This window comes from Nocardioides daeguensis, assembly GCF_019192965.1.
GTDB classification, from domain to species: Bacteria; Actinomycetota; Actinomycetes; order Propionibacteriales; family Nocardioidaceae; genus Nocardioides; species Nocardioides daeguensis.
Window position 1 is genome coordinate 259,689 of record NZ_JAHTKU010000008.1, and the last position, 25,701, is coordinate 285,389.

At 72.4% G+C, this 25,701-nt stretch carries 26 protein-coding genes; 5 read left to right on the plus strand and 21 right to left on the minus strand.

Annotated features, from left to right (window positions below; all coding sequences use genetic code 11):
- Positions 1 to 128: 128 nt before the first annotated feature.
- Entirely contained in the window at positions 129 to 1,580 is a 1,452-nt protein-coding gene (locus tag KU893_RS07295) for a glycine hydroxymethyltransferase (protein WP_218233680.1), read from the minus strand.
- A gap of 350 nt (positions 1,581 to 1,930) precedes the next feature.
- On the opposite strand from KU893_RS07295, the gene KU893_RS07300 reads away from it, so the two are divergent.
- From KU893_RS07300 to KU893_RS07310, 3 genes are all read left to right on the plus strand, one after another.
- Complete coding sequence (locus KU893_RS07300; protein WP_218233681.1) at positions 1,931 to 3,649, plus strand: nitrite/sulfite reductase; 1,719 nt, start codon at positions 1,931 to 1,933, stop codon at positions 3,647 to 3,649.
- A gap of 187 nt (positions 3,650 to 3,836) precedes the next feature.
- Positions 3,837 to 4,583 carry a phosphoadenylyl-sulfate reductase gene (locus KU893_RS07305; protein WP_218233682.1) on the plus strand — a complete coding sequence of 249 codons (747 nt, stop codon included), beginning with the start codon at positions 3,837 to 3,839 and terminating at the stop codon, positions 4,581 to 4,583.
- A gap of 64 nt (positions 4,584 to 4,647) precedes the next feature.
- A complete protein-coding gene (locus KU893_RS07310; protein ID WP_218233683.1) occupies positions 4,648 to 5,391 on the plus strand; it encodes a sirohydrochlorin chelatase in 744 nt (247 codons plus the stop codon).
- Positions 5,392 to 5,500: 109 nt separating this feature from the next.
- Here KU893_RS07310 and KU893_RS07315 read toward each other — a convergent pair whose 3' ends face one another.
- The 17 genes from KU893_RS07315 to hutH all read right to left on the minus strand — a co-directional run bounded on the left by KU893_RS07315 (position 5,501) and on the right by hutH (position 21,038).
- Positions 5,501 to 5,911, minus strand: a complete 411-nt coding sequence (locus KU893_RS07315; protein ID WP_218233684.1) for a DUF3037 domain-containing protein — start codon at positions 5,909 to 5,911, stop codon at positions 5,501 to 5,503.
- Positions 5,908 to 6,693 (minus strand): HipA family kinase, encoded by a 786-nt coding sequence (locus KU893_RS07320; RefSeq protein WP_257441130.1) that lies wholly within the window; start codon positions 6,691 to 6,693, stop codon positions 5,908 to 5,910. The genes KU893_RS07315 and KU893_RS07320 overlap by 4 nt, the downstream gene beginning before the upstream one ends.
- A complete protein-coding gene (locus KU893_RS07325) occupies positions 6,690 to 7,547 on the minus strand; it encodes a PPK2 family polyphosphate kinase (protein WP_218233685.1) in 858 nt (285 codons plus the stop codon). The genes KU893_RS07320 and KU893_RS07325 overlap by 4 nt, the downstream gene beginning before the upstream one ends.
- A gap of 1 nt (position 7,548) precedes the next feature.
- A complete protein-coding gene (locus KU893_RS07330; RefSeq protein ID WP_257441131.1) occupies positions 7,549 to 8,061 on the minus strand; it encodes a phosphoribosyltransferase in 513 nt (170 codons plus the stop codon).
- The gene (locus tag KU893_RS07335) at positions 8,051 to 8,602 is read right to left on the minus strand and encodes a regulatory protein RecX (protein ID WP_218233687.1); all 552 of its coding nucleotides are present in this window, start codon (positions 8,600 to 8,602) and stop codon (positions 8,051 to 8,053) included. Before KU893_RS07335 ends, KU893_RS07330 begins: the two co-directional genes overlap by 11 nt.
- A gap of 148 nt (positions 8,603 to 8,750) precedes the next feature.
- Complete coding sequence (gene recA, locus KU893_RS07340; protein WP_218233688.1) at positions 8,751 to 9,800, minus strand: recombinase RecA; 1,050 nt, start codon at positions 9,798 to 9,800, stop codon at positions 8,751 to 8,753.
- Positions 9,801 to 9,995: 195 nt separating this feature from the next.
- On the minus strand, positions 9,996 to 11,282 hold the full coding sequence (locus KU893_RS07345) for an MFS transporter (protein WP_257441132.1): 1,287 nt from the start codon (positions 11,280 to 11,282) through the stop codon (positions 9,996 to 9,998).
- A complete protein-coding gene (locus KU893_RS07350; RefSeq protein ID WP_218233689.1) occupies positions 11,279 to 11,473 on the minus strand; it encodes a DUF3046 domain-containing protein in 195 nt (64 codons plus the stop codon). The genes KU893_RS07345 and KU893_RS07350 overlap by 4 nt, the downstream gene beginning before the upstream one ends.
- Positions 11,470 to 12,018, minus strand: a complete 549-nt coding sequence (locus KU893_RS07355) for a DinB family protein (protein ID WP_218233690.1) — start codon at positions 12,016 to 12,018, stop codon at positions 11,470 to 11,472. The genes KU893_RS07350 and KU893_RS07355 overlap by 4 nt, the downstream gene beginning before the upstream one ends.
- 96 nt (positions 12,019 to 12,114) lie before the next feature.
- Positions 12,115 to 12,366 (minus strand): hypothetical protein, encoded by a 252-nt coding sequence (locus KU893_RS07360; RefSeq protein WP_218233691.1) that lies wholly within the window; start codon positions 12,364 to 12,366, stop codon positions 12,115 to 12,117.
- Between the two features lie 13 nt (positions 12,367 to 12,379).
- Positions 12,380 to 13,351: a DUF389 domain-containing protein gene (locus KU893_RS07365; protein WP_218233692.1), complete on the minus strand. Its 972-nt coding sequence runs from the start codon at positions 13,349 to 13,351 to the stop codon at positions 12,380 to 12,382.
- Positions 13,352 to 13,355: 4 nt separating this feature from the next.
- Positions 13,356 to 13,919 (minus strand): DM13 domain-containing protein, encoded by a 564-nt coding sequence (locus KU893_RS07370; protein WP_218233693.1) that lies wholly within the window; start codon positions 13,917 to 13,919, stop codon positions 13,356 to 13,358.
- Between the two features lie 32 nt (positions 13,920 to 13,951).
- Complete coding sequence (gene hutI, locus KU893_RS07375) at positions 13,952 to 15,109, minus strand: imidazolonepropionase (RefSeq protein ID WP_218233694.1); 1,158 nt, start codon at positions 15,107 to 15,109, stop codon at positions 13,952 to 13,954.
- A complete protein-coding gene (locus KU893_RS07380; RefSeq protein ID WP_218233695.1) occupies positions 15,106 to 16,416 on the minus strand; it encodes a formimidoylglutamate deiminase in 1,311 nt (436 codons plus the stop codon). Before KU893_RS07380 ends, hutI begins: the two co-directional genes overlap by 4 nt.
- Positions 16,413 to 17,690: an allantoate amidohydrolase gene (locus KU893_RS07385; protein WP_308167194.1), complete on the minus strand. Its 1,278-nt coding sequence runs from the start codon at positions 17,688 to 17,690 to the stop codon at positions 16,413 to 16,415. The genes KU893_RS07380 and KU893_RS07385 overlap by 4 nt, the downstream gene beginning before the upstream one ends.
- 85 nt (positions 17,691 to 17,775) lie before the next feature.
- Positions 17,776 to 19,479 carry a urocanate hydratase gene (hutU, locus tag KU893_RS07390; RefSeq protein WP_218233696.1) on the minus strand — a complete coding sequence of 568 codons (1,704 nt, stop codon included), beginning with the start codon at positions 19,477 to 19,479 and terminating at the stop codon, positions 17,776 to 17,778.
- Positions 19,476 to 21,038, minus strand: coding sequence for a histidine ammonia-lyase (gene hutH / locus KU893_RS07395; protein WP_218233697.1), 1,563 nt, complete (start codon positions 21,036 to 21,038; stop codon positions 19,476 to 19,478). Before hutH ends, hutU begins: the two co-directional genes overlap by 4 nt.
- 120 nt (positions 21,039 to 21,158) lie before the next feature.
- Here hutH and KU893_RS23515 point away from each other — a divergent pair, with 120 nt between their 5' ends.
- Both KU893_RS23515 and KU893_RS07405 read left to right on the plus strand, forming a co-directional pair.
- Positions 21,159 to 21,908, plus strand: coding sequence for an IclR family transcriptional regulator (locus KU893_RS23515; RefSeq protein WP_257441133.1), 750 nt, complete (start codon positions 21,159 to 21,161; stop codon positions 21,906 to 21,908).
- 48 nt (positions 21,909 to 21,956) lie between these two features.
- A complete protein-coding gene (locus KU893_RS07405) occupies positions 21,957 to 22,727 on the plus strand; it encodes a hypothetical protein (protein ID WP_218233699.1) in 771 nt (256 codons plus the stop codon).
- Between the two features lie 11 nt (positions 22,728 to 22,738).
- On the opposite strand, the gene KU893_RS07410 is transcribed toward KU893_RS07405, so the two are convergent.
- From KU893_RS07410 to KU893_RS07420, 3 genes are read right to left on the minus strand one after another with little or no spacing between them, the layout of a single operon-like run.
- A complete protein-coding gene (locus tag KU893_RS07410; protein WP_218233700.1) occupies positions 22,739 to 23,119 on the minus strand; it encodes a VOC family protein in 381 nt (126 codons plus the stop codon).
- Between the two features lie 39 nt (positions 23,120 to 23,158).
- Positions 23,159 to 24,184, minus strand: coding sequence for a hypothetical protein (locus KU893_RS07415; protein ID WP_218233701.1), 1,026 nt, complete (start codon positions 24,182 to 24,184; stop codon positions 23,159 to 23,161).
- 53 nt (positions 24,185 to 24,237) lie between these two features.
- Positions 24,238 to 25,692 (minus strand): HsdM family class I SAM-dependent methyltransferase, encoded by a 1,455-nt coding sequence (locus KU893_RS07420; RefSeq protein WP_218233702.1) that lies wholly within the window; start codon positions 25,690 to 25,692, stop codon positions 24,238 to 24,240.
- Positions 25,693 to 25,701 lie beyond the last annotated feature (9 nt).

Consider the following 25,701-nt stretch of genomic DNA (forward strand, 5'->3'; position numbering starts at 1 on the left):
TCGCGCCGCGAAGCAAGCGAGGTCGTGACGCGTCACGAGACCAGCCCGACGTGATGCCGGGACCGTCCGCGGAGAGTCCCGGCATCGTGGCCAGCCGTCTCGAGACGCCACCCAGGCGGGCCGAGACCTCAGCTCAGGTCGAGACCCGGGTAGAGCGGGTGCTTGTCGAGCAGCTCCGCCGAGGCCGCGCGGACCTTGTCGGCCACGCCGTCCGCGACGACGTAGGAGGCCTTCGAGGGAGCCCCGGCGGACGTCGTGCCCGGCGTGGTGTTCTTGAGGACCTCCACGATCAGGTCGGCGACCACGTCGAACTCGGCGCCGCCGAAGCCGCGGCTGGTGAGCGCCGGGGTGCCGATCCGGATGCCGGAGGTGTACCAGGCGCCGTTCGGGTCGGAGGGGACCGAGTTGCGGTTGGTGACGACACCGGCGTCGAGCAGGGCAGACTCGGCCTGGCGGCCGGTCAGGCCGAAGGACGACACGTCGAGCAGCACGATGTGGTTGTCGGTGCCGTCGGTGACCAGCTTGGTGCCGCGCTTCTGCAGACCCTCGGCCAGCGACTTCGCGTTGTCGGCGACGGCCTGCGCGTAGGTCTGGAAGGCGGGCGTGCGGGCCTCCGCGAAGGCGACGGCCTTGGCTGCCATCACGTGCGAGAGCGGGCCGCCGAGCACCATCGGGCAGCCGCGGTCGACGCTCGGGGCGTACTCCTCGGTCGCGAGGATGAAGCCGCCGCGCGGGCCGCGCAGCGACTTGTGCGAGGTGCTGGTGACGACGTGCGCGTGCGGGATCGGGTCCTCGTCGCCGGTGAACACCTTGCCGGCGACCAGACCGGCGAAGTGCGCCATGTCGACCATCAGCGTGGCGCCGACCTCGTCGGCGATCTCGCGCATCTTGGCGAAGTCGACCCGGCGCGGGTACGCCGAGTAGCCGGCGACCAGGATGAGCGGCTTGAACTCCTTGGCCTTGGCGCGCAGGGCGTCGTAGTCGATGAGACCGGTTGCCGGGTCGGTGCCGTACTGCTGCTGGTGGAACATCTTGCCGCTGATGTTCGGGCGGAAGCCGTGGGTCAGGTGGCCGCCGGTGTCGAGGCTCATCCCGAGCAGCCGCTGGTTGCCGAGCTCGTGGCGCAGCTTCTCCCAGTCGGCGTCGGAGAGGTCGTTCATGTTCTTCACGCCGGCGTTCTCCAGCCACGGGCCCTCGACCCGGTGGGCCAGGATCGCCCAGTAGGCCGTCAGGTTGGCGTCGATGCCGGAGTGCGGCTGGACGTAGGCGTACTCGGCACCGAACAGCTCGCGCGCGTGCTCGGCGGCGAGCGCCTCGACGGTGTCGACGTTCTGGCAGCCGGCGTAGAAGCGGTGGCCGACGGTGCCCTCGGCGTACTTGTCGCTGAACCAGGTGCCCATGGTGAGCAGCACGGCCGGTGAGGCGTAGTTCTCGCTCGCGATCAGCTTGAGCGACGCTCGCTGGTCGGCGAGCTCCTGGCGCGTCGCGTCCGCGATGCGCGGCTCGACGGAGGCGATGACCTCCAGGGCCTGGTTGTAGGCGCTGCTGACGAGGGCACCGTTGAAGGAGTTGTCGCTCATGGCGCACAGCGTAGTGGCGAACACGGGCTGGCGCGCTGCCAGGCGGTACCTGGTGTGACGTCCGTCGCAACCCCCGCCTGAACCCGCGGGCCAGGCGGGCATAGTGTCCGAATCCTGAGAAACGCATCCAGATATTGAGATTGACATTTGTGGACGCGGAGTCCGAGGGATGAGACTCGTTGACATGGTCACTGCTGCCACCCATGCGCACCTCGTGGTTCGACGCCACGTGGACTTCGGGCGCACGCGCAGCATGTTGTGTTGGCCCCGCTGACGTCGCCGCCGCATCCACCCGAGCCGCACGCCCCCACCGCCCGGCGTGCCCATCAGCGAAGGACCACCTCTCCAGCATGCCTGACCTGCGCTACAAGCCCGAACGTGCCAAGCTCACCGAGATCCCGCGTCCCAAGCGCGCGGAGGGCCAGTGGGCCCTCGGCTACACCGAGCCGCTCAACAAGAACGAGCAGTCCAAGAAGGACGACGACCCGCTCAACGTGCGGGACCGGATCCTCTTCACCTACTCCAAGCGTGGCTTCGACTCGATCGACCCGGCCGACCTGCGCGGCCGGTTCCGCTGGATGGGCCTCTACACCCAGCGCAAGCCCGGCATCGACGGCGGCAAGACCGGGTCGCTGGACGAGGAGCAGCTGGACGACCGCTACTTCATGATGCGCGTCCGCTCCGACGGCAAGCTGCTCTCCCCCGCCGCCGTGCGCGCGCTCGGCCAGATCGGCGTCGACTTCGCCCGCGACACCGCGGACGTCACCGACCGGCAGAACATCCAGTACCACTGGATCGAGATCGAGAACGTCCCCGAGATCTGGGAGCGCCTCGACGCGGTGGGCCTGCACTCGATGGAGGCCTGCGGCGACTCGCCCCGCCCCTTCCTCGGCTCGCCGGTCGCCGGTGTCGCCAAGGATGAGATCATCGATGGCACCTCGGCGCTGGAGGAGATCGAGCGCCGCTACATCGGCAACAAGGACTTCTCGAACTTCCCCCGGAAGTTCAAGACCGCGGTCACCGGTCACCCTAGCCACGACGTCTCCCCCGAGACCAACGACGTCTCGTTCGTCGGCACCGTCCACCCCGAGCACGGCGCGGGCTTCGACGTGTGGGTCGGTGGCGGGCTGTCCACCAACCCGATGCTCGCCCAGAAGCTCGGCGTCTGGATCCCGCTCGACGAGGTCCCCGACGTGTGGGCCGGCGTGGCCGGCATCTTCCGCGACTACGGCTACCGCCGGCTGCGATCGCGGGCCCGCCTGAAGTTCCTCGTCGCCGACTGGGGTGTCGAGAAGTTCCGCGAGGTCCTCGAGAACGAGTACCTCGGCAAGAAGCTCGAGACCCTCGCCTCCCCCGACTCGCCCGTCGGCCACCGCGACCACGTCGGTGTCCACGAGCAGAAGGACGGCAAGTTCTACGTCGGCCTCGCGCCCACCGCGGGCCGCGTCTCCGGCACGCTGCTGGTGCAGCTGGCCGACCTGCTCGAGGAGCACGGCGTCACCGGGGCCCGCCTCACGCCGTACCAGAAGATCGTGTTGATCGGGGTCGACGGCAGCGTCCTCGACGCGCTCCTCGACCGGCTCGACGAGATCGGCCTGTCGGCCCGTCCCTCCGCCTGGCGCCGCAACACGATGGCCTGCACCGGCATCGAGTTCTGCAAGCTCGCCATCGTCGACACCAAGAACCGCGCGAGCGAGCTGGTCGACGAGCTCGAGAAGCGGTTCCCGGACCTCGACACCCCGATCACGATCAACGTCAACGGCTGCCCCAACGCCTGCGCCCGCACCCAGGTCGCCGACTTCGGCCTCAAGGGCCAGCTCGTCGTCGACGAGTCCGGCGAGCAGGTCGAGGGCTTCCAGGTGCACCTCGGCGGCGCGCTCGGCCTGCGCGCCAACTTCGGCCGCAAGCTGCGCGCGCACAAGGTCACCAGCAGGGGCCTCGACGACTACGTCGCCACCGTGGTCGGCAACTACCTCGCCGACCGCAGCGAGGGCGAGGCGTTCGACGCCTGGGTGCATCGCGCCGACGAGGAGCTGCTGCGCGGCGAGAAGGCATTGGAGTCCGTCTGATGTCCGAGGAGTCGGTGTCGTCGCGGGCAGTGCCGTACCACTGCCCCTACTGCGGCGAGACCGACCTGTGGCCGCACGAACCCTCCGGCTGGGAATGCCGCGGGTGCCGTCGGGCCTTCAAGGTCGAGCTGCTCGGCCTCATCAACCGGACGTCCGACGCCCGAACCAACGAAGAAGGAGGTGCCTCATGACCACCGCCACCACGCGTGCCGCCCGCGAGTTCCGCGGGTCGCACACCGCCGGCCGGTCCCCTGAGGAGCTCCGCGAGCTGGTGTCCCACTGGGGCGCCGAGCTCGAGCTCGCCCCGGCCGAGGTCATCATCGAGTGGGCCGCCGCCACGTTCGGCGAGCGGTTCTGCATCACCTCCTCGATGGGCGACGCCCTGCTGGCGCACCTCGCCGCGAAGGTCGTGCCCGGGGTCGACGTCGTCTTCCTCGACACCGGCTACCACTTCGTCGAGACCATCGGCACCCGCGACGCCGTCGCCGCCACCATGGACGTCAACCTGATCTCGATCACCCCGGTCCAGACCGTGGCAGAGCAGGACGCCGAGCACGGCCCCGAGCTCTACCGGCGCGACCCCGACCTGTGCTGTGCCCTGCGCAAGGTCAAGCCCCTGGCCGACTCGCTCGCGCAGTACGACGCCTGGGCGACCGGCCTGCGCCGCGCCGAGACGCACAACCGGGTGATCGCGCCGGTCATCGGGTGGGACGCCAAGAAGCAGAAGGTCAAGGTCTCCCCCATCGCCCGGTGGAGCGACGAGCAGGTCGAGCGCTACATCGCCGAGAACGGCGTGCTCGTCAACCCGCTCGTGTACGACGGCTACCCGTCCATCGGCTGCGCGCCGTGCACCCGCCGGGTCGCCCCCGGCGAGGACCCGCGCAGCGGCCGCTGGGCCGGCACCAACAAGACCGAATGCGGGATCCACTCGTGACCAGCCGCTCCGACCGCTGCGTCATCCGCCCAGCCGCCCGCATCCTGGAGAGGGGGAACCGACGATGACCGCTCCGGCACTCATCGCCCTGGCCCACGGCAGCCGTGACCCGCGCTCGGCCGCCACCGTTTCCGCGCTCGTCGACGCGACGAAGGCGTTGCGTCCCGACCTGCGCATCGAGAAGGCGTTCCTCGACCTCGCCAAGCCGAACTTCCACACCGTCGTGGATCGGCTGGTGAAGGCGGGGTACGACGAGATCGTCGTCGTACCGCTGCTGCTGGTGGAGGCGTTCCACGCCCGGGTCGACGTACCCGAGGCGATCGCCGAGGCGACCACGCGGCACCCGGGCCTGCAGATCCGGGCGACCGCCGTGCTCGGCCTCGAGGCCCGCTTCCTCGAGGTGCTCGACGAGCGGCTCCGCGACGCACTCAAGCAGGCCCGGGTGCGCGAGCTCGACGCCCTCGTCCTCGCCGCCGCCGGTACGTCGGACCCGCTGGCCAACCAGGCCGTCGCCCGGCTGGCCCGGCTGTGGGGCGCGCACCACAAGCTGCCCGTCACCGCCGCCTACGCGACCAGCGCGCCCCCGGCCACCGGTGAGGCCGTGCGTGCCTTCCGCGCCGAGGGCCGCCGGCACATCGCCGTCGCCTCGCTGTTCCTCGCCCCCGGCAACCTGGTCGACCGGGCCACCGAGCTCGCCCTCGAGGCCGGCGCCGTCGCCGTGTCCGAGCCGCTCGGCGCCCACCCGGAGATCGCGCGCACCATCCTCGCCCGGTACGCCGTCGGGGCGGTCGAGCTCGTTCCGGTCTGAAAATCCAGTTTCACCGGCCGGCCGGTGAAACTCGCGCTTGGACGAGGAAGCTTCCTCGTCCAAGCGCGAGTTTCGTCGTCCCACTTCTCGTTATGTCAGGGCGACCTGGCTAGAGGACCAGGCACTCGAGCAGGTGCTCGAGGGTCCGGGCCGGGTCGGCGGTGACGCCTCCGTGGACCGGGCCCGGCTGGAGCACGGTGCTCCTCGGCGCCTTGAGGAAGCCGAAGCGGGTGCTCGCGTCGTCCTTCTGGGCGCGGGAGCCGTACGCCGTCGCGCGCACGCCCACCCCGAAGCCGGCGTGGGCGTCGCCGCGGCACACCCGCTCGATCGCGTCGAGCGCGGCCTGGACCGCGGCCAGGTCGATCTCGGCGTCGAGTGCCCGGATCCGGGCCGGGTCGACGGCGGAGCGGACGCCGAGGAAGTCCTCGGCGGGGCAGTGGAGCACCACCCCCACGTTGACGAACTCCTCGCGCTCGACGCGAGGCACGCAGCGCAAGGTGACGTACTGGTAGGGCTTCACGACGCCATCTCCGGCGCCGGCAGCCACGCCCGACCCCCGTCACGGCGCGCGGCGAGGAAGGCGACGTACCGCTCCCGCAGCGCCTCCGGCGTCTCCGCGCCCGGCACCGGGTCCAACCAGTCGTCACACACGTCGGCCAGCACCTGCGCCAGCGCGTCGTCCGTCAGCCGGGCCGCGAGCTCGGCGTCCTGCGCCGCTGCCTGCGGGGCGAACCCACGCAGGATGTGCTCGGAGGCGTCATACGGCTGCGCGGCGAAGCGCGCCGGGTCGCCCGGTCCGCCCGACCAGGAGTGGTGGAAGTACAGCGAGGCGCCGTGGTCGATCGCCTGGAGGGTGCCGCGCCAGACCAGCAGGTTGGGGTTGCGCCAGCTGCGGTCGACGTTGGCGGTGAAGGCGTCGAGCCAGAGCACCCGGCCGGCGAGGTCGGCGTCCGGCGCGCTCGTCGGGTCGTACCCGAACGAGCCGGGGAGGAAGTCGATGCCGAGGTTGAGGCCGGCGCTGGCGTTGATCAGGTCCTGCACCTCCTCGTCGGCCTCGTAGCGCGCGATCTCCGGGTCGAGGTCGAGCACCACCTGGTCCGGCGTCGGGACCTCGAGCAGCCGGGCCAGGCCTGCCACGACGACCTCCGCGACCAGGACCCGGGTGCCCTGGCCGGCGCCACGGAACTTGCAGACGTACGTGCCGAGGTCCTCGGCCTCCACGATCCCGGGCAGGCTGCCGCCCTCGCGCAGCGGAGTGACGTACCGGGTGACCTTGACCTGCTCCATCCGTCCGCCGCTCACAGCGGCTTCTCGTCGAGCAGACGTCGCTTCTCGTGCTCGACGTCGAAGTCGGCGCTCGGCCAGCCCAGGTCGAAGGCCTGCAGAGCGTCGTGGAGCAGGGTCCCGATCGCCAGGTTGCGGTACCACTTCTTGTCGGCCGGGATCACGTGCCAGGGCGCGACCTCGGTGTTGGTGCGGGCGATCGCGATCTCGTAGGCCTCCTGGTACGCCGGCCACAGCTCGCGCTCGTCGACGTCACCCGGGTTGTACTTCCAGTGCTTGGTGTCGTCATCGAGCCGGGCGAGCAGCCGGTTCTTCTGCTCCTCGGCGCTGATGTGCAGCATGCACTTGATGATCGTGGTGCCCTCGGCGGCCAGCTCGGCCTCCCACGCGTTGATGGCGGCGTACCTCCGCTCGATCTCCTCCGGCGGCGCCAGGGAACGCACCCGGGCGATGAGGACGTCCTCGTAGTGGGAGCGGTCGAACACGCCGATCAGTCCGACCGGCGGCAGCGCCCTGGTGATCCGCCACAGGAAGTCGTGGGCACGCTCGTCGGGGGTCGGCGCCTTGAACGAGGTGATCCGCACCCCCTGGGGATCGACCAGGCCGACCGTCGATCGCAGCGTGCCGCCCTTGCCTGAGGTGTCCATCCCCTGCAGGACCAGCAGGAGATTGCGCCGGCCACCCGACTTGCCGTCGGCGAACAGCCGTTCCTGCAGCTCGGCCAGGCCGGGACCGAGCTCCGCGAGCGCCGCCTCGCCGTCCTTCTTCTCGCCGTCGAATCCGGGCGCGGCGTCAGTCTCGATCGCGCCGAGGTCGATCGGGCCGGGCGCGACGCGCAGGGTGGAGGTGAGCTCCGAGAGAGGAAAGGCCATGTCAGTGCGCCTGTCCGCCGCGACGGTCCACGAGCGGCGGGGTCGAGGACCAGGGGAAGTCGATCCAGGCGTCCGTGCGCCGCCAGACGTACTCCGGACGGATCACCGTCCACGGCTTCTCGTAGATGACCGCGGTCCGAGCCTCGGCCACGTGGTCGGCGAAGAAGTCGCGGACCACCTCGAGGGTCTTGCCGGTGTCGGCGACGTCGTCGGCGATGAGCACCTTCATACCGGTGAGGTCGATCGCGGCCGGGGTCGGGGGCAGCATCATCGGGACGTCGAGACGCTCGTTGACGCCCGTGTAGAACTCGACGTTGACCGCCGACAGGTTCTTCACGTCCAGCGCGTAGCCCAGGCCCATCGCCAGGCCGAGGCCGCCACGGGCGATCGCCAGCACGATGTCGGGCTCGAAGCCGTCGTCGACCACCTGCTGCGCGAGGTCGCGCACCGCGGTGCCGAAGAGGTCATAGGTCAGGATCTCGCGCTCGGGTGCCGGCGTCGCGTCAGTCGTCACCCGCCCATTCTGCACGGGCGTCCATCGGCTCCGCCGCAGCCCCGAGCTCGCGCCGGACGACCGCATAGGCGACCCCCGGGGCGTAGCCCTTGCGGGCCAGCATCCCCACCAGCCGCCGCGTGGCGACCGGGGCATCCAGGCCGCGCATGCTCCGCAGCTTCTTGCGGACCAGCACAGCCGCCGTCTCCTCCTCGTGCCCCGGGTCCACCTCGGCCAGCACGGTCTTCGCCGTCTCGTCGGCCACGCCCTTGCGGCGCAGCTCGACGGCGAGCGCGGTCCGGGCCAGGCCGCGGCTGCGCTGCCGACCCTCGACCCAGGCGCGGGCGAAGGCCTCGTCGTCGACGAGGCCGACCTCCTCGAAGCGATCGAGGAGGCGGGCCGTCACGTCCACCGGGACGTTGCGCCGAGCCAGGCGCTCCTCCAGCTCGTGGCGGCTGCGCGCCTTGATGCTCAGCTGGTCGAGCAGGATCTTGCGCGCGACCGACTCGGGGTCGGCCTCCTCGGTCCAGCCGTCGTCGTCGGGGGGTTCTTCGTTGCGCATCGGTCGCCTCCCGTCTGGTTGATGTGAGCGGGCCTCACGGCCCGCTGGGGGCCGGAGGTTCCGAGGCTCGTCGCTGGCGCTCCTCGCACCTCAACCGCCGGGGAGGCGCTGGTCGAGGTGCGAGCGGCGCGAGCCTCGGAACCAAGCCTCAGAACGAGTCCACGCCGATCGGCTCGTCGGAGAGGTCGCTGTCACCGTCGATGGTCGGGGTGACGCCGAGCTTCTCGAGGATCTTCTTCTCCAGCTCGTTGGCCAGGTCGGGGTTGTCCTTGAGGAAGCTGCGGGCGTTCTCCTTGCCCTGGCCGAGCTGGTCTCCCTCGTAGGTGTACCAGGCACCGGCCTTGCGGATCAGGCCCGCCTCGACGCCGACGTCGATCAGGCTGCCCTCGCGGGAGATGCCCTTGCCGTACATGATGTCGAACTCGGCCTGCTTGAACGGCGGGGCGACCTTGTTCTTGACGACCTTGACCCGGGTCCGGTTGCCGACCATGTCGGTGCCGTCCTTGAGGGTCTCGATGCGGCGGACGTCGAGGCGCACGGAGGAGTAGAACTTCAGCGCGCGACCACCGGTGGTGGTCTCGGGCGAGCCGAACATGACGCCGATCTTCTCGCGCAGCTGGTTGATGAAGATGGCGGTCGTCTTGGACTGGTTGAGCGCACCGGTCATCTTGCGGAGCGCCTGGCTCATCAGTCGGGCCTGGAGGCCGACGTGGCTGTCGCCCATCTCGCCCTCGATCTCGGCGCGGGGCACGAGCGCGGCGACGGAGTCGATGACGATCAGGTCGAGCGCACCGGAGCGGATCAGCATGTCGGCGATCTCGAGGGCCTGCTCACCGGAGTCGGGCTGCGAGACCAGGAGGGCGTCGGTGTCGACGCCGAGGGCCTTGGCGTAGTCCGGGTCGAGCGCGTGCTCGGCGTCGATGAACGCCACGATGCCGCCGGCGGCCTGCGCGCTGGCGACGGCGTGGAGCGAGACGGTCGTCTTACCGCTGGACTCCGGACCGTAGATCTCCACCACGCGGCCACGCGGGAGGCCGCCGATGCCGAGCGCCACGTCGAGCGCGATCGACCCGGTCGGGATCACGTCGAGGGGGGCACGCGAGTCGTCGCCGAGCCGCATCACCGATCCCTTGCCGTACTGCTTCTCGATGTTGAGCAGGGCGGTCTCGAGCGCCTTCTGCCGGTCGTCTCCAGCCATGGTCCTCAGATCCTTCGTGTCGTGGTGGGCCAGGTACGTCGGCGACGCTAGGGCGAGGTCCCGACACAACCTGATCAGTCGTGCCGTGGGTGTGGACAACCCGCCCGGACGTCGTACCTGTGGACAGTCGAGGGACCCGATCGGTCCGGCGACTGCCGTAGCACCAACCTAGCCGAACACGTGTTCGAAGTCAGGTCACGCGAGCCGGCGTGTCGCGGGAGCGCGCGACGCCGTCACGGCGCGGGCCGCGCAGCCGAGCACGCCGACGACGAGCAGCAGGCTCCCCAGGGCCAGGGCGGGGTAGCCGGCGAGACCGACGACCAGACCCGCGAGCGCGCCGGTAGCGGCCGCGGTCAGTCCCATCACCAGGTCGGACACCCCCTGGACGTCCGTGCGCACGTCGAGCGGCGCGTGCTCCGCGACCAGCGTGGACGCCGAGACCATCGCCAGCGACCAGCCGACGCCGAGGAGGAACAGCCCGGCCGTGACCTCCCACGACATGCCGCTCGGGGAGGAGGCGCACAGCACGAGCGCCGCGAGCAGCACGACTCCCCCGGCGGCCAGCACGGGCGGGCGGCCGACGCGGTCGGCGAGCATCCCGACGAGCGGCGAGAAGGCGAACATGCCGAGCACGTGCACGCTGATGACGATGCCGATCACCTCGAGGCCCGAGCCGCCGTGCTCCATGTGCAGCGGGGTCATCGTCATCACGCCGATCATCGTGGCGTGGGTGAGCGCCAGCCCGGCGATGGCGTAGCCGAGCACGGGCCGCTCCCGCACGGTGGCCGCGGCCCGGCTCCACGAGGACCCGGTCCGTCCGGCACCCGTCGACGCGACGCCCCCGGCCGCGGCGTGCTGCGCGGTCAGCAGCGGGTCGGGGCGCAACAGCAGCCCGATGAGGACGGCCGCGGCGAGCATGCCGACCGCACCGATCGCGAACGGCCCGGTCAGCTCGGGGATGCCGACGGCATCCGCGAACGCACCGGCCGGGCCGGTGAGGTTCGGTCCCGCGACGGCGCCGATCGTCGTCGCCCAGACCACCAGGGACAGCGAGCGGCCGCGGTTCTCGTCGGTCGCGAGGTCGGTGGCGGCGTACCGCGCGGCGTTGTTGGCCGAGGTGGTCGCGCCGAGCATCATCGCGCCGAGCAGGAGCAGAGGCATCGACCCGGCGACGCCGGCGAGCACAGCGGTCAGGGCGCCGGCCGAGCCGACGACGTACCCCGTCATCAGTCCGGTGCGACGCCCGCGGCGCGCCATCAGCGGCGCCAGCAGGAACGAGATGACCGCGGCACCGAGGACCTGCGCCGTCTGCGCCAGTCCGGCCATCGACTCCGACCCCGAGAGGTCGCGCGCGAGCAGCGACGCGGTGGCGATGCCGATGGTGATGCCGACGGCGCCGACCGCCTGGGTGAGCACGAGGACCCGGACCGTGCGGCGCTGCACCGCGCCGACGACCAGGTCGGGCTCGGCGAGGCGCGTCACCGTTCGCTCTCCGGCAGCTCGCGCACCTCCCAGACCGCGCGCCAGACCTCCTTGGGCGAGACACCGGCAGCGAGCGCCTCGCTCGCGGTGCGGTGGTCGAGTGCCCCGATCACGAAGCTGTCGGCCCACACACGGGCGTAGCCCGGACCGAGGTGGCGGTCCATGCGTGCCCAGAACTCGGTGTGCCTCACCCCGCCATGATCCACCGCACGTCCCAGCGGTGGTGCACCAGGTCGTGCAGGTGGTAGCTGCCGAGGCTCTCCACGGTGAAGACGCTGCCGTTGCTGCGCCGGCCCGGGCGCGCCCAGGCGTCGTCGGGCACCCGGTCGTAGGCGTCGGCCACGGCCTCGGCCGCCGCCACCAGGTCCGGTACGACGTCAGCGGCGCGCTGCTCGTCGTACCGCTCCGCCACGGCGGTCTCGTCCTGGTCCCAGTTCGCGAACCGGGGGTCTTCCTCGGCGAGCATCTGCTCGACGCGGCCGAGGAAGACGCGGTGCACGTCGCGGACGTGGCAGGCGTACTCGGTCGGCGACCAGACCGTCGGCTCCGGCCGCTCGCCGGCACGCGGAGAGGCAAGCGCCGAGACCCAGAAGTCCGTGTTGTCGCGGATGGCGTCGCCGAGGGCGACCCGGTCGACGGCGGTGGGGTCGAACCCGCAGTCGGGGCACGGGTGGTCGAGCACCCAGGTCCAGTCCTTGGTGTCGGGGGCGATCTCGGCGGTCGTCTCGTCGGTCATGGGGACCATCCTCGGGCGCCGGAACCGCCCACCGCGAGCGGGGATCCGGTCATTCGCCGTCGATCGACTGCCAGCCGTGACGACTCCCCTGCCGGATCAGGACCCCTCGGCTAGCAGCTCCGCGCGTCGCTGGGTGGCGGGCCGGGTCAGCGCGAGCAGGTTGAACTGCGCGAGGCCGGACATCACGCTCACCTCGTCGACGTCGAGGAGACGCGACACCGCCACCACTGCCTCATCCACGCTGCGGGCGCGCGTGATCAGCGCGACCACCTGGGTGGCGTGCTCCGCGACGGCCTGCACGAACCGCAGCCGGTCCAGCTGGGCGCGGTGCTCATCGTCCTGCTCCATGCCCGCACGGTAGTCACTCCGCGCCGGGTTGGCGGCGCAAGCGCGCGACGAGATGGGCGCGTCGGACGGACATCCGGCTCCACACGGCCTGCTGGAAGGCGAGGGTGAGCCAGCCGGCGACCGCCATGCCGGTGATGTTGATCAACAGCTGCAGCAGGCTCCCCCGGATCTCGTCGGGCAGCCCGAACGCCAGGCCCAGCGCCACGTTCCCGGCGGCGGGGATGGTGGTGACGGAGATGAAGACGCCCGACAGGCCGCCCACCTTGGCCGAGGTCAGCGACAGGGCGCCGGCGGCCGCCGCCACGACCGCGACGACGAAGGACCACTTGTCCGGGGTGTAGATGAAGGCCGTCGCCGGCCGCGGCGCCGTGACCTGGTCGACCGTCACCCAGCCCAGGCCCCGGGCAGCGAGCGCAGCCAGCGTGGTGACGCCGATCGCGACGGCGAAGCCGACCAGGAGCGAGCGTGCGGCGAAGCGGAGCAGGGTCGGCCGGCGTCGGACGAGCGCGAGCCCGAGGGCCGCGATCGGGACGAACTCCGGTCCGAGCACCATCGCGCCGATGACCAGGATCTGCGAGTCGAGGACGATCGCGATGCTCGCGATGATCGTCGCCAGGCTCATGAACGTCAGGAAGGTCCAGTTGAGCTCGGACTCCTCGAACGCCCGCTGGGTGACGTCGGCCCACACGACGGAGTCGGCCGAGGACCCGGGGGTACGACGCTCCGCGTCCAGGCCGGGCTGTGAGAGCCAGGTCGTCACGGGCACCACGTGGATCGAGCCGTCCTGAGGCACGCCGAGCGCCCGGAGCACGTCGACGACGTCGTTGACGGCTTCGCGGGGCAGGTCGGCCTCGACCACGTCGCCCTCGGGCACGAGGGATGCGCCGTGCACACAGGTCAGGCTGGTCACGGCCGGGTCGGCGCGGAGCGCGTCGACGACGCCCGCGGTGAGGTCCTTCGGCGAGGTGATCCGCAGGTGCTGCACGGGGTCAGGCTAGAGGGGCGGTGCCGAAGGCCACGTTGAAGCGGTCGCACCAGATGACGACGGACCGCATGGCCGAGAGGTCCGCGGACGCGGGGATCTCGTAGTTCTGGCTGCCGCGGTTGCCCTTGAGCTCGCCGAGGCGGACGTACGCGTCGTCGTCGTAGATGCCCCACGAGTCGCGGCACCCCTCGCACGAGCCGCCGCTCGGCTTGTCGGTCAACCAGACATGGAGGTCCGGGCCGTTGGAGGTGGCGAGGTCCTCGATCCGCAGGAACCGGCTGCCGTCGCTGCGGCGGTAGACCGTGGCCCGGCCGGTGGTGCCGTGCTCGCCGTCGATGAAGCGCGCCGAGGCGAGCACGACCCGGGTCAGCCCCTCACCCGGTGCCGCGGGGACGGTGGTGTCGGCGAGCCCGCCGCTCGCCGTACCGACGACTGCGGCGGGGTCGTCGCCGTCGTCGGCGGTGCGGTCGACGACGAGCAGCCAGGGTTCGAAGACGGCGAGCGCAGCGACGAGTACGACGACCAGGACGCCCCCGATCGCCAGCCAGGTCGCGCGCCTGCGGCTCACGCCGCCACCCTAGGCCGTGGGCGAGCGGAGCGTCAGGAGGTCCAGGTGCGCGCCACGAGCGGCACGCCCGGCCGATAGGCCAGGTGCACGTGGGTGGGGGCGTCGAGGAGCACCAGGTCGGCGCGGGCACCGGGGACCAGGACACCGACGTCGGTACGCCCGAGAGCGGCGGCGCCGCCGGCGGTCGCGGCCCACACGGCCTCCGCCGGCGTCATGCCCATCTCCCGCACCGCCAGCGCGATGCAGAACGGCAGCGAGCTGGTGTAGCAGGAGCCGGGGTTGCAGTCGCTGGCGATCGCCACCGTGACACCGGCGTCGAGCAGCCGGCGCCCCGAGGGGTAGGGGTGGCGGGTGCTGAACTCCACGCCGGGCAGCAGCGTCGCCACCGTGCCGGCGTCGCGCAACGCGTGCACGTCGCCGTCGGTGAGGTAGGTGCAGTGGTCGACCGCGGTGAGGCCGAGCTCGGCGGCGAGCCGCACCCCGGGGCCCTCGCCGAGCTGGTTGGCGTGCAGCCTGCCCTTGAGGCCCGCGGCCGCGCCGGCGGCGAGGATGGTGCGGGCCTGGTCCTCGTCGAAGGCCCCGCGCTCGCAGAACACGTCGATCCACGACGCGTGCGGGGCTGCGGCCGCGAGCATCGGTCCGGTCACGAGGTCGACGTAGGCCGCCGGGTCGTCGGCGTACTCGGGAGCGACGACATGCGCGCCCAGGAAGGTGGTCTCGTCGGTGAACCGGCGTGCGACCCGCAGCGATCGGGCCTCGTCGTCGACGGAGAGCCCGTACCCGGACTTGATCTCGACGGTGGTCGTGCCCTGGCGGCGCATCTCGGCGACGTGGCGCGCGACGCCGGCGGTGAGCTGCTCGTCGGAGGCGGCGCGGGTGGCAGCGACGGTGGTGCGGATGCCGCCGGCGGCGTACGACTCCCCTGCCATCCGGGCCTGGAACTCCAGGGCCCGGTCACCGGCGAACACCAGGTGGCTGTGACTGTCGACGAAGCCGGGGATCACCGCGCGGCCCTGGGCGTCGAAGACCTCGTCGGCGGCGGGCGCGTCGGCGGCGGAGCCGACCCACGACACCACGCCGTCGGAGACGACGACGGCCGCGTCGGTGCGGACGCCGAGCAGGCCGCCCGACCGCGCAGCCGCCGGGTCGTTGGTGACCAGCTCGCCGATGTGGGTGATCAGCAGGCTCATCGGCTCCAGACCTTCCCGATCGCGTCGACGAGCGAACGGCCCACCCGGTCGTGGTCGCCGTCGAAGACCACCGTGCCGTCGACGATGACATGGGTGACGTCGGCGCCACTGGCGGCGAAGACGGCGGTGTGCTCGTCGCCACCGGTGCCGGCCGTGCGCGGCGAGGCGAGGTCGACGGTGACCAGGTCGGCGCGCTGGCCGACGGCGATCTCGCCGGCGTCGGCGAAGCCGAGACTGCGGTGCCCGTCGGCGGTGCCCGCCAGGAGAAGCTCGGCGGCGGTCCAGTGGCCGCGGGTCCGGCTGGCGAGGCGTTCGTCCATCTCGACGGCCCGCATCTCCTCGAACGCGTCGATGACCGCGTGGCTGTCGGAGCCGAGGGTCAGGATCGAGCCGGCCTGCTGCAGCGCACGGGCCGGGCCGATGCCGTCGCCGAGGTCACGCTCGGTGGTGGGGCAGAAGGAGGCGAACACGCGCGCCTCGCCGAGCAGCCGGATGTCCTCGTCGGTCAGGTGGGTGGCATGGACGGCGCTGGTCGTCGGGCCGAGGACGCCGTGGTCGGCCAGCAGCCGGGTCGGGGTCACGCCGTGCGCGGCGACACAGGCGGCGTTCTCCTCGACCTGCTCGGAGAGGTGCACGTGGACCGGCACCCCTTCCTCGACGTAGGGCGCGAACCCCTTCAGCGAATCGGCCGGGACCGCACGCACCGAGTGGGCGGCGACACCGATCAGGGAGTCGGCACCGGTCAGCGGCGCGAGCCCGGCGACCCGCTCCTGCCAGGCCTCGGCGCTGCCGTCGGAGAAGCGCCGCTGCACGCCCTCGGGTGCGGCGCCGAATCCGCTGGACAGGTAGAGCGTGTCGAGCAGCGTGATCCGGATGCCGGCGTCCCTGGCCGCGGCGAGCAGGGCGTTGCCCATCGCGTTCGGGTCGTCGTACGGCGTGCCGTCGGGTTGGTGGTGCAGGTAGTGGAACTCCCCCACCGACGTGTAGCCGGCGGCGACCATCTCGGCGTAGGTGGCGCGGGCGAGCTCGTAGTAGGTGTCCGGGTCGAGCTGCCCGGCCACGGCGTACATCTGCTCGCGCCATGTCCAGAAGGTGCCGCGGTCGGCCTGGGTGCGACCGCGCAGCGCTCGATGGAAGGCGTGGCTGTGGGTGTTGGCGAAACCGGGCAGGGTCAGGCCCCGCAGCGGTACGCCGGTGCGGGTCGCGTCGGCCTCGACCGACGTGATCCGGCCGTGCTCGACCTCGACCCGGACCGTGTCCTGCACCCGGCCGCCGACCCAGGCGTGCTCGAGCAGGTAGGCGCTCACTCCGTCACCTGCGCCGTCACCTGCGCGGTCACCTGCGCGGTCACCAGGCCGGTGAGGGCGTCGGCGAGCGCGGTGACGCCGGCGAGGCAGTCGGCCATCTCCGCGCTCTCGTACGGCGAGTGCGAGACGCCCGAGGGGTTGCGGACGAACAGCATGGCGGTGGGGATGCCGGCGTCCTGCAGGACGCCGGCGTCGTGCCCGGCCTGGGTCGGCAGGATCGGGACGCCCCCCAGGCGCCCCGAGAGCTCGTCGCGCAGGTCGACGTCGAAGGTGACCTCGCCGCTGACCGACTCGGCCGTGACGGTGACGGTGGTGCCGTCGCGATCGGCGCGCTCGGTCGCCTGGCGCTCGATCTCGCCCACCAGGGCGGTGAGTGCGGCGTCGGACTCGGCGCGGGCGTCGAGCCACGCGGTCACGTGCGACGGCACGGCGTTGGTGCCGTTGGGCCGTACATCGATCCGGCCGAAGGTGGCGCGCTGCCCCTGGACCCGGGCCTGCTTGTTGGCGGCGAGCGCGGTCATTGCGTAGGTCAGCATCGGGTCGATGCGGTCCTCCATGCGAGTGGTGCCCGCGTGGTCGGCGCGACCGGCGATGTCGTAGCGGTAGCGGCCGTGCGGCCAGATCGCGTCGTGGACGCCGACAGGGGCGTCGAGGTCGACCAGGCCCCGGCCCTGCTCGACGTGGAGCTCGACATAGGTGGCGACCCCGTCGAGCATCCGCGACTCGCCGCCCTCGATGACGTCGCCGAGGCGGATGCCCTCGCGGTCGGTGAGCTCAGCCGCGTCGGCCCACTTCGTGGCACCGACCGCGAGCCGGGAGCCGAGGCAGGCCCGGCCGAAGCGCGAGCCCTCCTCCTCGACGAAGGCCGCGACGCCGAGGCGCCGGTCCGGCACCACGCCGCGCGAGCGCATCAGGTCGAGCGCGGCGAAGGAGGAGACGACACCCAGCGGGCCGTCGTACGCGCCCCCGTCGAGGACGGAGTCGAGGTGGGAGCCGGTCAGGACCGCGGGACCGCGAGCGGAGCGAGCCTGGTCCGGCGGATCAGGAAGTCCGGGGAGCGTAGCGACCACCTCCGGTGTCCACCACGCGACCAGGTTGCCGAACGGGTCCTCCTCGACCTCGAGCCCGCGCGCGGTGGCCGCCTCGCGGAACCACGCACGGAGCTCGAGCTCGGCCGCGTGCCACGGCAGGCGGTTGTAGCCGCCCGAGGATGCCGAGCGCCCGATGGGCGTGAGCTCACGCCACATCTGCTCGAAGTCAGGAAGATCCGTCACGATGCCACATCCTCCGGGTTTCGTGACGCGTCGCTCCGCCCTCGCAGGCTCGGACCGAGCCGACGCTCCTCAACCTCCTCGGCGGTCACTCGTCCCTCGCAGGCTCGGTCCGAGTGGCCTCGGACATGGGGATCCGGACGCCGCGCTCGGCCGCGACCTCGAGGGCGCGTTCGTAGCCGGCGTCGACGTGGCGGATGACGCCCATGCCGGGGTCGTTGGTCAGCACGGCCTCGATCTTCGCAGCAGCGAGCTCGGTGCCGTCGGCGACACAGACCTGGCCGGCGTGGATCGAGCGGCCCATGCCGACGCCGCCGCCGTGGTGCAGCGACACCCAGGTGGCGCCGGAGGCGACCGCAGTCATGGCGTTGAGCAGCGGCCAGTCGGCGATGGCGTCGGAGCCGTCGAGCATGGCCTCGGTCTCGCGGTACGGCGAGGCGACCGAGCCGCAGTCGAGGTGGTCGCGGCCGATCACGATCGGCGCCTTGAGCTCGCCGCTGCGGACCATCTCGTTGAACTTCAGCCCGGCCAGGTGCCGCTCGCCGTAGCCGAGCCAGCAGATGCGCGCCGGGAGGCCCTGGTAGTGGACCCGCTCCTGCGCCATGCCGATCCACTTGTGCAGCCGCTCGTTGTCGGGGAACAGCTCGAGGATCGCCTTGTCGGTGGCGGCGATGTCGGCCGGGTCGCCGGACAGCGCGGCCCAGCGGAAGGGGCCCTTGCCCTCGCAGAACAGCGGCCGGATGTACGCCGGGACGAACCCCGGGAACTCGAACGCGCGGTCGTAGCCGCCCTTGCGGGCCTCGTCGCGGATCGAGTTGCCGTAGTCGAACACCTCGGCGCCGGCGTCCTGGAACTCCACCATCGCCCGCACGTGGACGGCCATCGACGCCTGGGCGTCCTTGGTGAAGCCCTCCGGGTCGCGCTCGGCGGCCGCGTGCCAGTCCTCGAAGGCGACGCCGAGCGGCAGGTAGGACAGCGGGTCGTGCGCCGAGGTCTGGTCGGTGACGATGTCGATCGGGGCCTTCATCTCGAGCAGCTTCGGGAAGACGTCCGCGGCGTTGCCGAGCAGCCCGATTGACAGCCCGCGCCCCTCGTCGCGGGCCTGGACGGCCAGCGCGAGGGCGTGCTCGAGGTCGTCGGCCTGGACGTCGAGGTAGCGGTGGTCGATGCGGCGGGTGATCCGGCTCTGGTCGACGTCGACGCAGATCGCGACACCGTCGTTCATCGTGACCGCGAGCGGCTGCGCGCCCCCCATCCCGCCGAGGCCGGCGGTGAGGGTGATGGTGCCGGCGAGGGTGCCGCCGAAGCGCTTGTCGGCGACCGCGGCGAAGGTCTCGAACGTGCCCTGCAGGATGCCCTGGGTGCCGATGTAGATCCACGAGCCGGCCGTCATCTGGCCGTACATGGTCAGGCCGAGCTCCTCGAGGCGGCGGAACTCCTCCCAGTTCGCCCAGTCGCCGACCAGGTTGGAGTTGGCGATGAGGACGCGCGGGGCCCACTTGTTGGTCTTCCACACGCCGACCGGCTTGCCGCTCTGGACGAGCATGGTCTCGTCGTCCTCGAGGTCGCGCAGGGTGCGCACGAGCGCGTCGTAGGCCTCCCAGCTGCGAGCGGCCTTGCCGGTGCCGCCGTACACGACGAGGTCCTCGGGCCGCTCGGCGTTCTCGGGGTCGAGGTTGTTCATCAGCATCCGCAGCGGCGCCTCGGTCTGCCACGACTTCGCGGTCAGCTCGGTGCCGGTGGCCGCGTGGATGGGCAGGCGGGGGTTGGTGGGGCTGGACTGCGTGGTCATGCGAGTTCTCCGATCACGTTCGCGACGGCCCGGGTGACGGACCGGTCGGCGACGAGCTGGTAGGCGGTCTCGATCTCGGGGGCGAGGAAGCGGTCGATGCCGGGGCCGCCCACGCCGGCGTCGCGGAGCAGGTCCACGACGGCGCCGGTGGCCGGGCTGGGCGAGGTTCCGGCGGTCGAGCCGGTCGTGGTCCGCAGGTTGATGGCGCGGGCAGCGGTCATCAGCTCGATGGCGAGCACCCGGGTGAGGCCGTCGACAGCCCGGCGCAGCTTGCGCGCCGAGGACCAGCCCATCGAGACGTGGTCCTCCTGCATGGCGCTCGACGGGATCGAGTCGACGCTGGCCGGGTTGGCGAGCCGCTTGAGCTCGGACACGATGGCGGCCTGGGTGTACTGGGCGATCATCAGGCCCGAGTCGACGCCCGGGTCGTCGGCGAGGAACGGCGGCAGGCCGTGGTTGCGGGCCTTGTCGAGGAAGCGGTCGGTACGCCGCTCCGCGATCGAGGCGAGGTCGGCGGTGACGATCGCGAGGAAGTCGAGCACGTAGGCGACCGGTGCCCCGTGGAAGTTGCCGTTGGACTCGACGCGGTTCTCGTCGGCGAGCACGACCGGGTTGTCGACGGCCGAGGCGAGCTCGCGCGAGGCCACGGAGGCCGCGTGGGCGACGGTGTCGCGCACACCGCCGTGCACCTGGGGCGAGCAGCGCAGCGAGTACGCGTCCTGGACCCGGTTGCAGTCGGGGCCGCGGTGGGACGCGACGATGCCGGAGTCCCGCAGCAGGGCGGTGAGGTTGGCCGCGGATGCCGCCTGGCCGGGGTGCGGACGGATGGCCTGCAGCTCGGGGGCGAAGACCCGGTCGGTGCCGAGCTGACCCTCGACCGACATGGCGGCCGAGATGTCGGCGACCTTCAGCAAGTCATCCAGGTCGTGCAGCGCGAGCACCAGCATGCCGAGCATGCCGTCGGTGCCGTTGATGAGGGCCAGGCCCTCCTTCTCCTGCAGCTCGACCGGCGTGAGGCCGGCGGCGGCGAGCGCGGTGGCGGCGTCGGTGAGCTCGCCGGCGGCGTTGCGGACCGGGCCCTCGCCCATGAGCGCGAGTGCGCAGTGCGCGAGCGGAGCGAGGTCGCCGGAGCAGCCCAGCGAGCCGTACTCGTGGACGACGGGCGTGATCTCGTGGGTGAGCAGGCCGGCGAGCAGCTCGGCCGTCTCCCGCCGTACGCCGGTGCGGCCGGTCGCGAGCGTCGAGAGGCGCAGCAGCATGAGGCCGCGGACGACCTCGCGCTCGACCTCGGGGCCGCTGCCGGCGGCGTGGGAGCGGACCAGCGAGCGCTGCAGCTGGGCGCGCAGCTCGGGGGCGATGTGGCGGGTGGCCAGCGCGCCGAACCCGGTGGAGACGCCGTAGTGGGGCGTCGGGGACGCGGCGAGGTCCTCGATGACCGCGCGCGCCTTGTCGATCGCGGCGACGGCCTCGTCGCTGAGCACAACAGCGGCGCCGCCCCGGGCGACCGCAACCACGTCGTCGAACGAAACCGCGCCCGACCCGATCGTCACTTTCTGCATACCTCGATCTTGGGCCCTGGGAGTGGCGCCCACCAGCGTCGACCGGCATGATGAGTCTCAGATCCGAGACTTGTGGGGACCGGCCGAGCGGCCGTGGGAGGACGTGTTCGAGTGGCACAGGTGCCTGCAGCGACCCGAGCACTCCGGGTGCTCCGCTTCCTGGCCGGCCAGCCGGAGCCGGTCGCCGTCGAACGGATCGCCCGCGAGCTCGGGATCCCGCGGTCCACGACCTACCACCTGCTCCAGGCGATGGCCGACGAGGGCTTCGTCGTCCATCTCGCCGACGACCGCCGCTACGGCCTGGGCGTCGCCGCGTTCGAGGTCGGCTCGGGCTACTCGCGCCAGGCGCCGCTGCAGCGCCTGGCGCGGCGCCCACTCGCCTCCCTCGTGGACCGCACCGGCCACAGCGCCCACCTCGCCGTCCCCCACGGCCGCGACGTGCTGTACGTCGTCGAGGAGCGCGCGCCCGGCCGCCCGCCACTCGTGACCGACGTCGGCGTCCGACTTCCTTCGCACCTCACCGCGAGCGGCCGCGCGATCCTCGCCCACCTGCCCGCCAGCCAGGTCCGGGCGCTCTACCCCGACCGCGCGGCCTTCACCGACCGCACCGGTCTCGGCCCCGGCTCCCCCACCGCGCTGCGCTCGGTGCTCTCGGAGACCCGGCAACGCGGGTACGCGATCGAGGACGGCGAGGTCACCGCGGGCATGGCCAGCGTGGCCGCCGCGGTGCTCGACCACAACGAGATGCCGGTGGCCGGCGTGGCGATCACCTATCCGACCGCGGAGCTGGACGAGCGGCAGCGCGAGCGACTCAGCGGCGCGGTCGTCGCCACGGCCGGGACGCTCACGCGGCGGCTGCGTGGGCGGTAGCCGCCGGACGCCCGGTCCCGGGGACCGATCGCTGCCGGTCCGACCGGAGTGCTCGCCCTGGCGACACCGGCCGTCGCCGCCCCCGCCACCCCCGCCCACGCGACCGCCCGTGCCGCGTCGAGCGCCCCCTCGATCGACATCTCCGTCAGGAGCAACCAGGTCGAGCGCGGCAAGAAGGTCGTCGTCACCGGCACCGTGACCGGCAAGAAGGTCACCAAGGTGACCCTCCAGCAGAAGCGTGCCGGGACGCCGTGGAAGGCCCAGGCCACGGTCAAGGTGAAGGCCGACGGCAGCTTCCTGCTGAAGGACAAGACCACCACGGCGGTGATCCGCAAGTACCGCGTGGTCAGCGCCTCCGGGCCGAGGACGAGGTCCGCGAAGGTCACGGTCGGGGTCTACGCGTGGGCCGACCTGACCAAGCGCAAGGCTCGCTCCAGCATGAGGTGGAGCCAGCAGAAGACGGTCGCGATCAACGGCACGTCGTACGGCCTCGCATTCACGTCGTACAACTGGGGCAACATCGCGCCGCTGGTCGACTTCAACGTCAACCGCAACTGCATCGCCCTGCGTGCTCGCTTCGGCCTCAGCGACAACTCCGACGCTGCCGCGCGTGCGACCGTCTCCGTGGTGAGTGACGGGTCGACCGTCTACGCGAAGTCCTTCGGCCTGACCGAGTCCGAGCTGGCGACGGTCCCGATCGCCAGCCCGTTCCGGGTGGGGATCACCGCCACGGTCGAGAACCCGGGCAACCTGACGCCCGCACCCAACGCGATCGCCGTGGCCGCCGAGCCCGAGATCCTCTGCACGTCGGCGAAGTAGTCCAGCCCGACTCAGGCATCCACGACGAGGTCGGCTCCGGGGTTCCCCCCGAAGCCGACCTCGTTGCCGTCCGGGTCCCGGAAGGTCACCTTGCGCACGCCGGCGCCGTAGACCTCCTCGCTGGTCGGCTCGAGACCGCGGCCCGTGATCGCCGCCACCCGGGCGTCGAGGTCGGCGACGAAGAGCGTCTGGACGGCGTACCCGGCGCGCTCGGGTCGTTCCTCGACGACCAGCCAACGGTGCGGGGCCACCTCCCACACGGACTCCTTCTCGTGCGCCACGAAGGTGGGCGGGCCGCCGAGCAGCGCGTCGTACCACGGCCGAGCCCGCGCGTGGTCGCGTACGCAGATGCCCGCGAACAGCTCGACTCCGTCAGCCAGGAACTCGCTCATGCAGGGGCGGACCGGCCGGCCGGCCCGGACTCATCGGACTCATCGGCCCGGTCGGAGGGCCGTGAGCATGAGGGCCAGCCGCTCGATGCCGTCGGCACCGAGCTCGAGGTGCAGGTAGCGCCCGTCCACGACGTACCTCAGGGCACGCGGGCCGCTCCACTCCGGCGGCCCGAGCAGAGCGAGCACGTCGTCGGCGCCGGCGTTCGGCGCGAGGCCGTCGACGAGGTCCTCGGGCCGCGGGTAGGCCGCGAGGCGGACGAGGATCGCCTGGACGACACCGCGGCGCACGGACACCTCGAGGCCCGCCGCCCGGAGCGCGGCGCCGGCCCAGCGCAGCTGCGTGATGTCGCGGGACACGACGGCGCCGACGGTACTCGCGACAGCGTGCAGCGCGCCGGATCCGTCCGGTCCGCCGACGTGACGCAGCAGCGAGCGCGCGTCGCCGGCCAGCACCTCGGCGGCCGGGCTGTCGTCGGGCACCTGGCGCAGCGCGGCCGGCGGGGTCGCGCCACTGGCCCGCTCCACCCAGTCGGTGAACTCGTCGTCGCCCACGGCCGGCCACTCCGCCGGCACGACGACATCGAAGGTCGCCTCGACCCAGCTCCGGAACGGCGCCAGCGCCGCGACCGACTCGTCGTCGGGCGGCAGCCCGAGCTCGTCGGCGGTCAGCTCCCGGTGACCGACCGCGACCAGGCGCAGGAAGTCGACGGCCGAGTCGGCCAGCAGGTAGGCCTCCCCGTCCGCGCCGAGGCCGACGAACCGCAGCGCACGCTCGTCGTCCAGCCAGATCGCGGCGGCCGAGCCGTCGCTGCCGATGGTGCCGATCGTCGCCAGGCGGTCCACCGGGAAGCCAGGAACCAGCCAGAGGTCGAGGAAACCCTCGACAGCGCCGAACACGGCACCGAAGACCGCGCCGGACACCCGGTGGCCGGCGTAGGGGGCGAGGAAGTAGCCGTGGTCGCTCGCGATGCTCCAGCCCTGGTCCTCCATCCAGCACCAGGCCTGCTCGAGCTCGTCGGGCACCTCGAGGCCGGCGGGCAGGGACGGCGAGAGGGTCGTCAGCATCCGGGACACAGTCGGCGCGTGCCCACCCACCGGCCACCGCAAACACCGGGCGGTCAGGCGCCCGGCGGCCGCTGCTGCCGGCCCCGCCACCACTGGGCGGTCTCGTGATCGGCCGGCAGCCCGTAGGCAGCGGTCATCACGCCGGCCAGCTCGCCCAGGTACGCCGTCCGCGCGGTCGCGTCCGCGCGCTGGGCCGCCTCGGCAAGCCGCGCGCCCTCGTCCCAGGCGCCGCCGTCGGCCGGGAGCGGAAGAGCGGCGAGCTGGCGGGCGCTGACCTTGACCGATCCGGGGGTCAGTCCGGTCCCGAGGTAGCGAGTCGCGGCGTGGGCGACGACCGGCGGGGCGAGCAGCACGGCCAGCAGGGGCCACAGGTCCGCCCGGTTGTGGGGAACCACGCTCACCACCGGCACCGACGGCAGCCAGGCGCCCGCCTCGTCGGCGACGGCCTCGATCACGCGACCCTGCCCGGCGACCAACAGCTTGGGGACGAGGCGGGCGGTCGCCCAGCCGGCCAGTGCGCCGTCGGCGCGGAGGGCGGCGAGGTCAACCGACGGGGCGTCGTACTGCTGCCGGGCGAAGCGGGTCGGCGCGCTCCCCCAGCGGGACTCGGCCGGATCGATCAGTCCAGTGGTGACCAGCGGGGTGCCGCCGGGAAGGCCGTCGCGGACGAAGGGCGCCAGGCCGTAGTACTGGTCGCGGAAGTCGGCGGTGCAGGTGGCGAGGTCGCCGACCGTGCCGGTGTCGCCGGGGAGGGTCACCGCCGGGATCCCGAAGCCGGGCGCCGCGAGCGCGCCCCAGCTGTCGGGGTCGGTGGCGGGCGTGGCGCCGGCCCGCACGACGGGGACGCAGGTGAGCACGGGCGTGCCGTCGAACACCGGCCGATCGGTGCACCAGAAGTCCGTGACCGCGCCACGCTCCGCGACGGCAGTCCGGACCGGCCCGGCGTCGCGGGCCGCGAGCACGGAGATCGGCTGGACGAGCGCCACCACCCCACCGGGTACGACGAGGTCGAGCGCCCGGCGCAGGAACACCGCGCTCGTGTCGGTGTAGGCCCCCAGGCCGCGGCGGTGCTCCTCGCTCTGCCCGGCCGACCGGCGCCGCAGCTGGCCGAGGAACGGCGGGTTCCCGACCACCGCGTCGAAGGTGCGCCCCTCCCAAGCGACGAGTCCGTCGGCGACGACGACCTGCTGCGCGATCGTGGCCATCGGGACGCTCGGGTCCAGCTCGTGCAGTCGCTGCCGCGCGATCCGCACGGCGTCGATGTCGAGGTCGGAGCCGTGGACCGCACGGACCCCGAGGCGGCGCGCGGCCGCGACCAGGAAGTGCCCGGTCCCGCAAGCCGGGTCGAGCACCGTCCCCGTCGTCGGCAGCGCGCGGTCGAGGACCCAGCCGACCAGCTCGGCGGGCGTGTAGAAGGATCCCTGTGCCCGACGCCGGTCGCGTTCACGGGCGGCGAGGTGGCGTTCGTACGCGTCGGCGGCCTCGTCCGCCTCGGTGCCGCGCGCCATGCTGGGGAG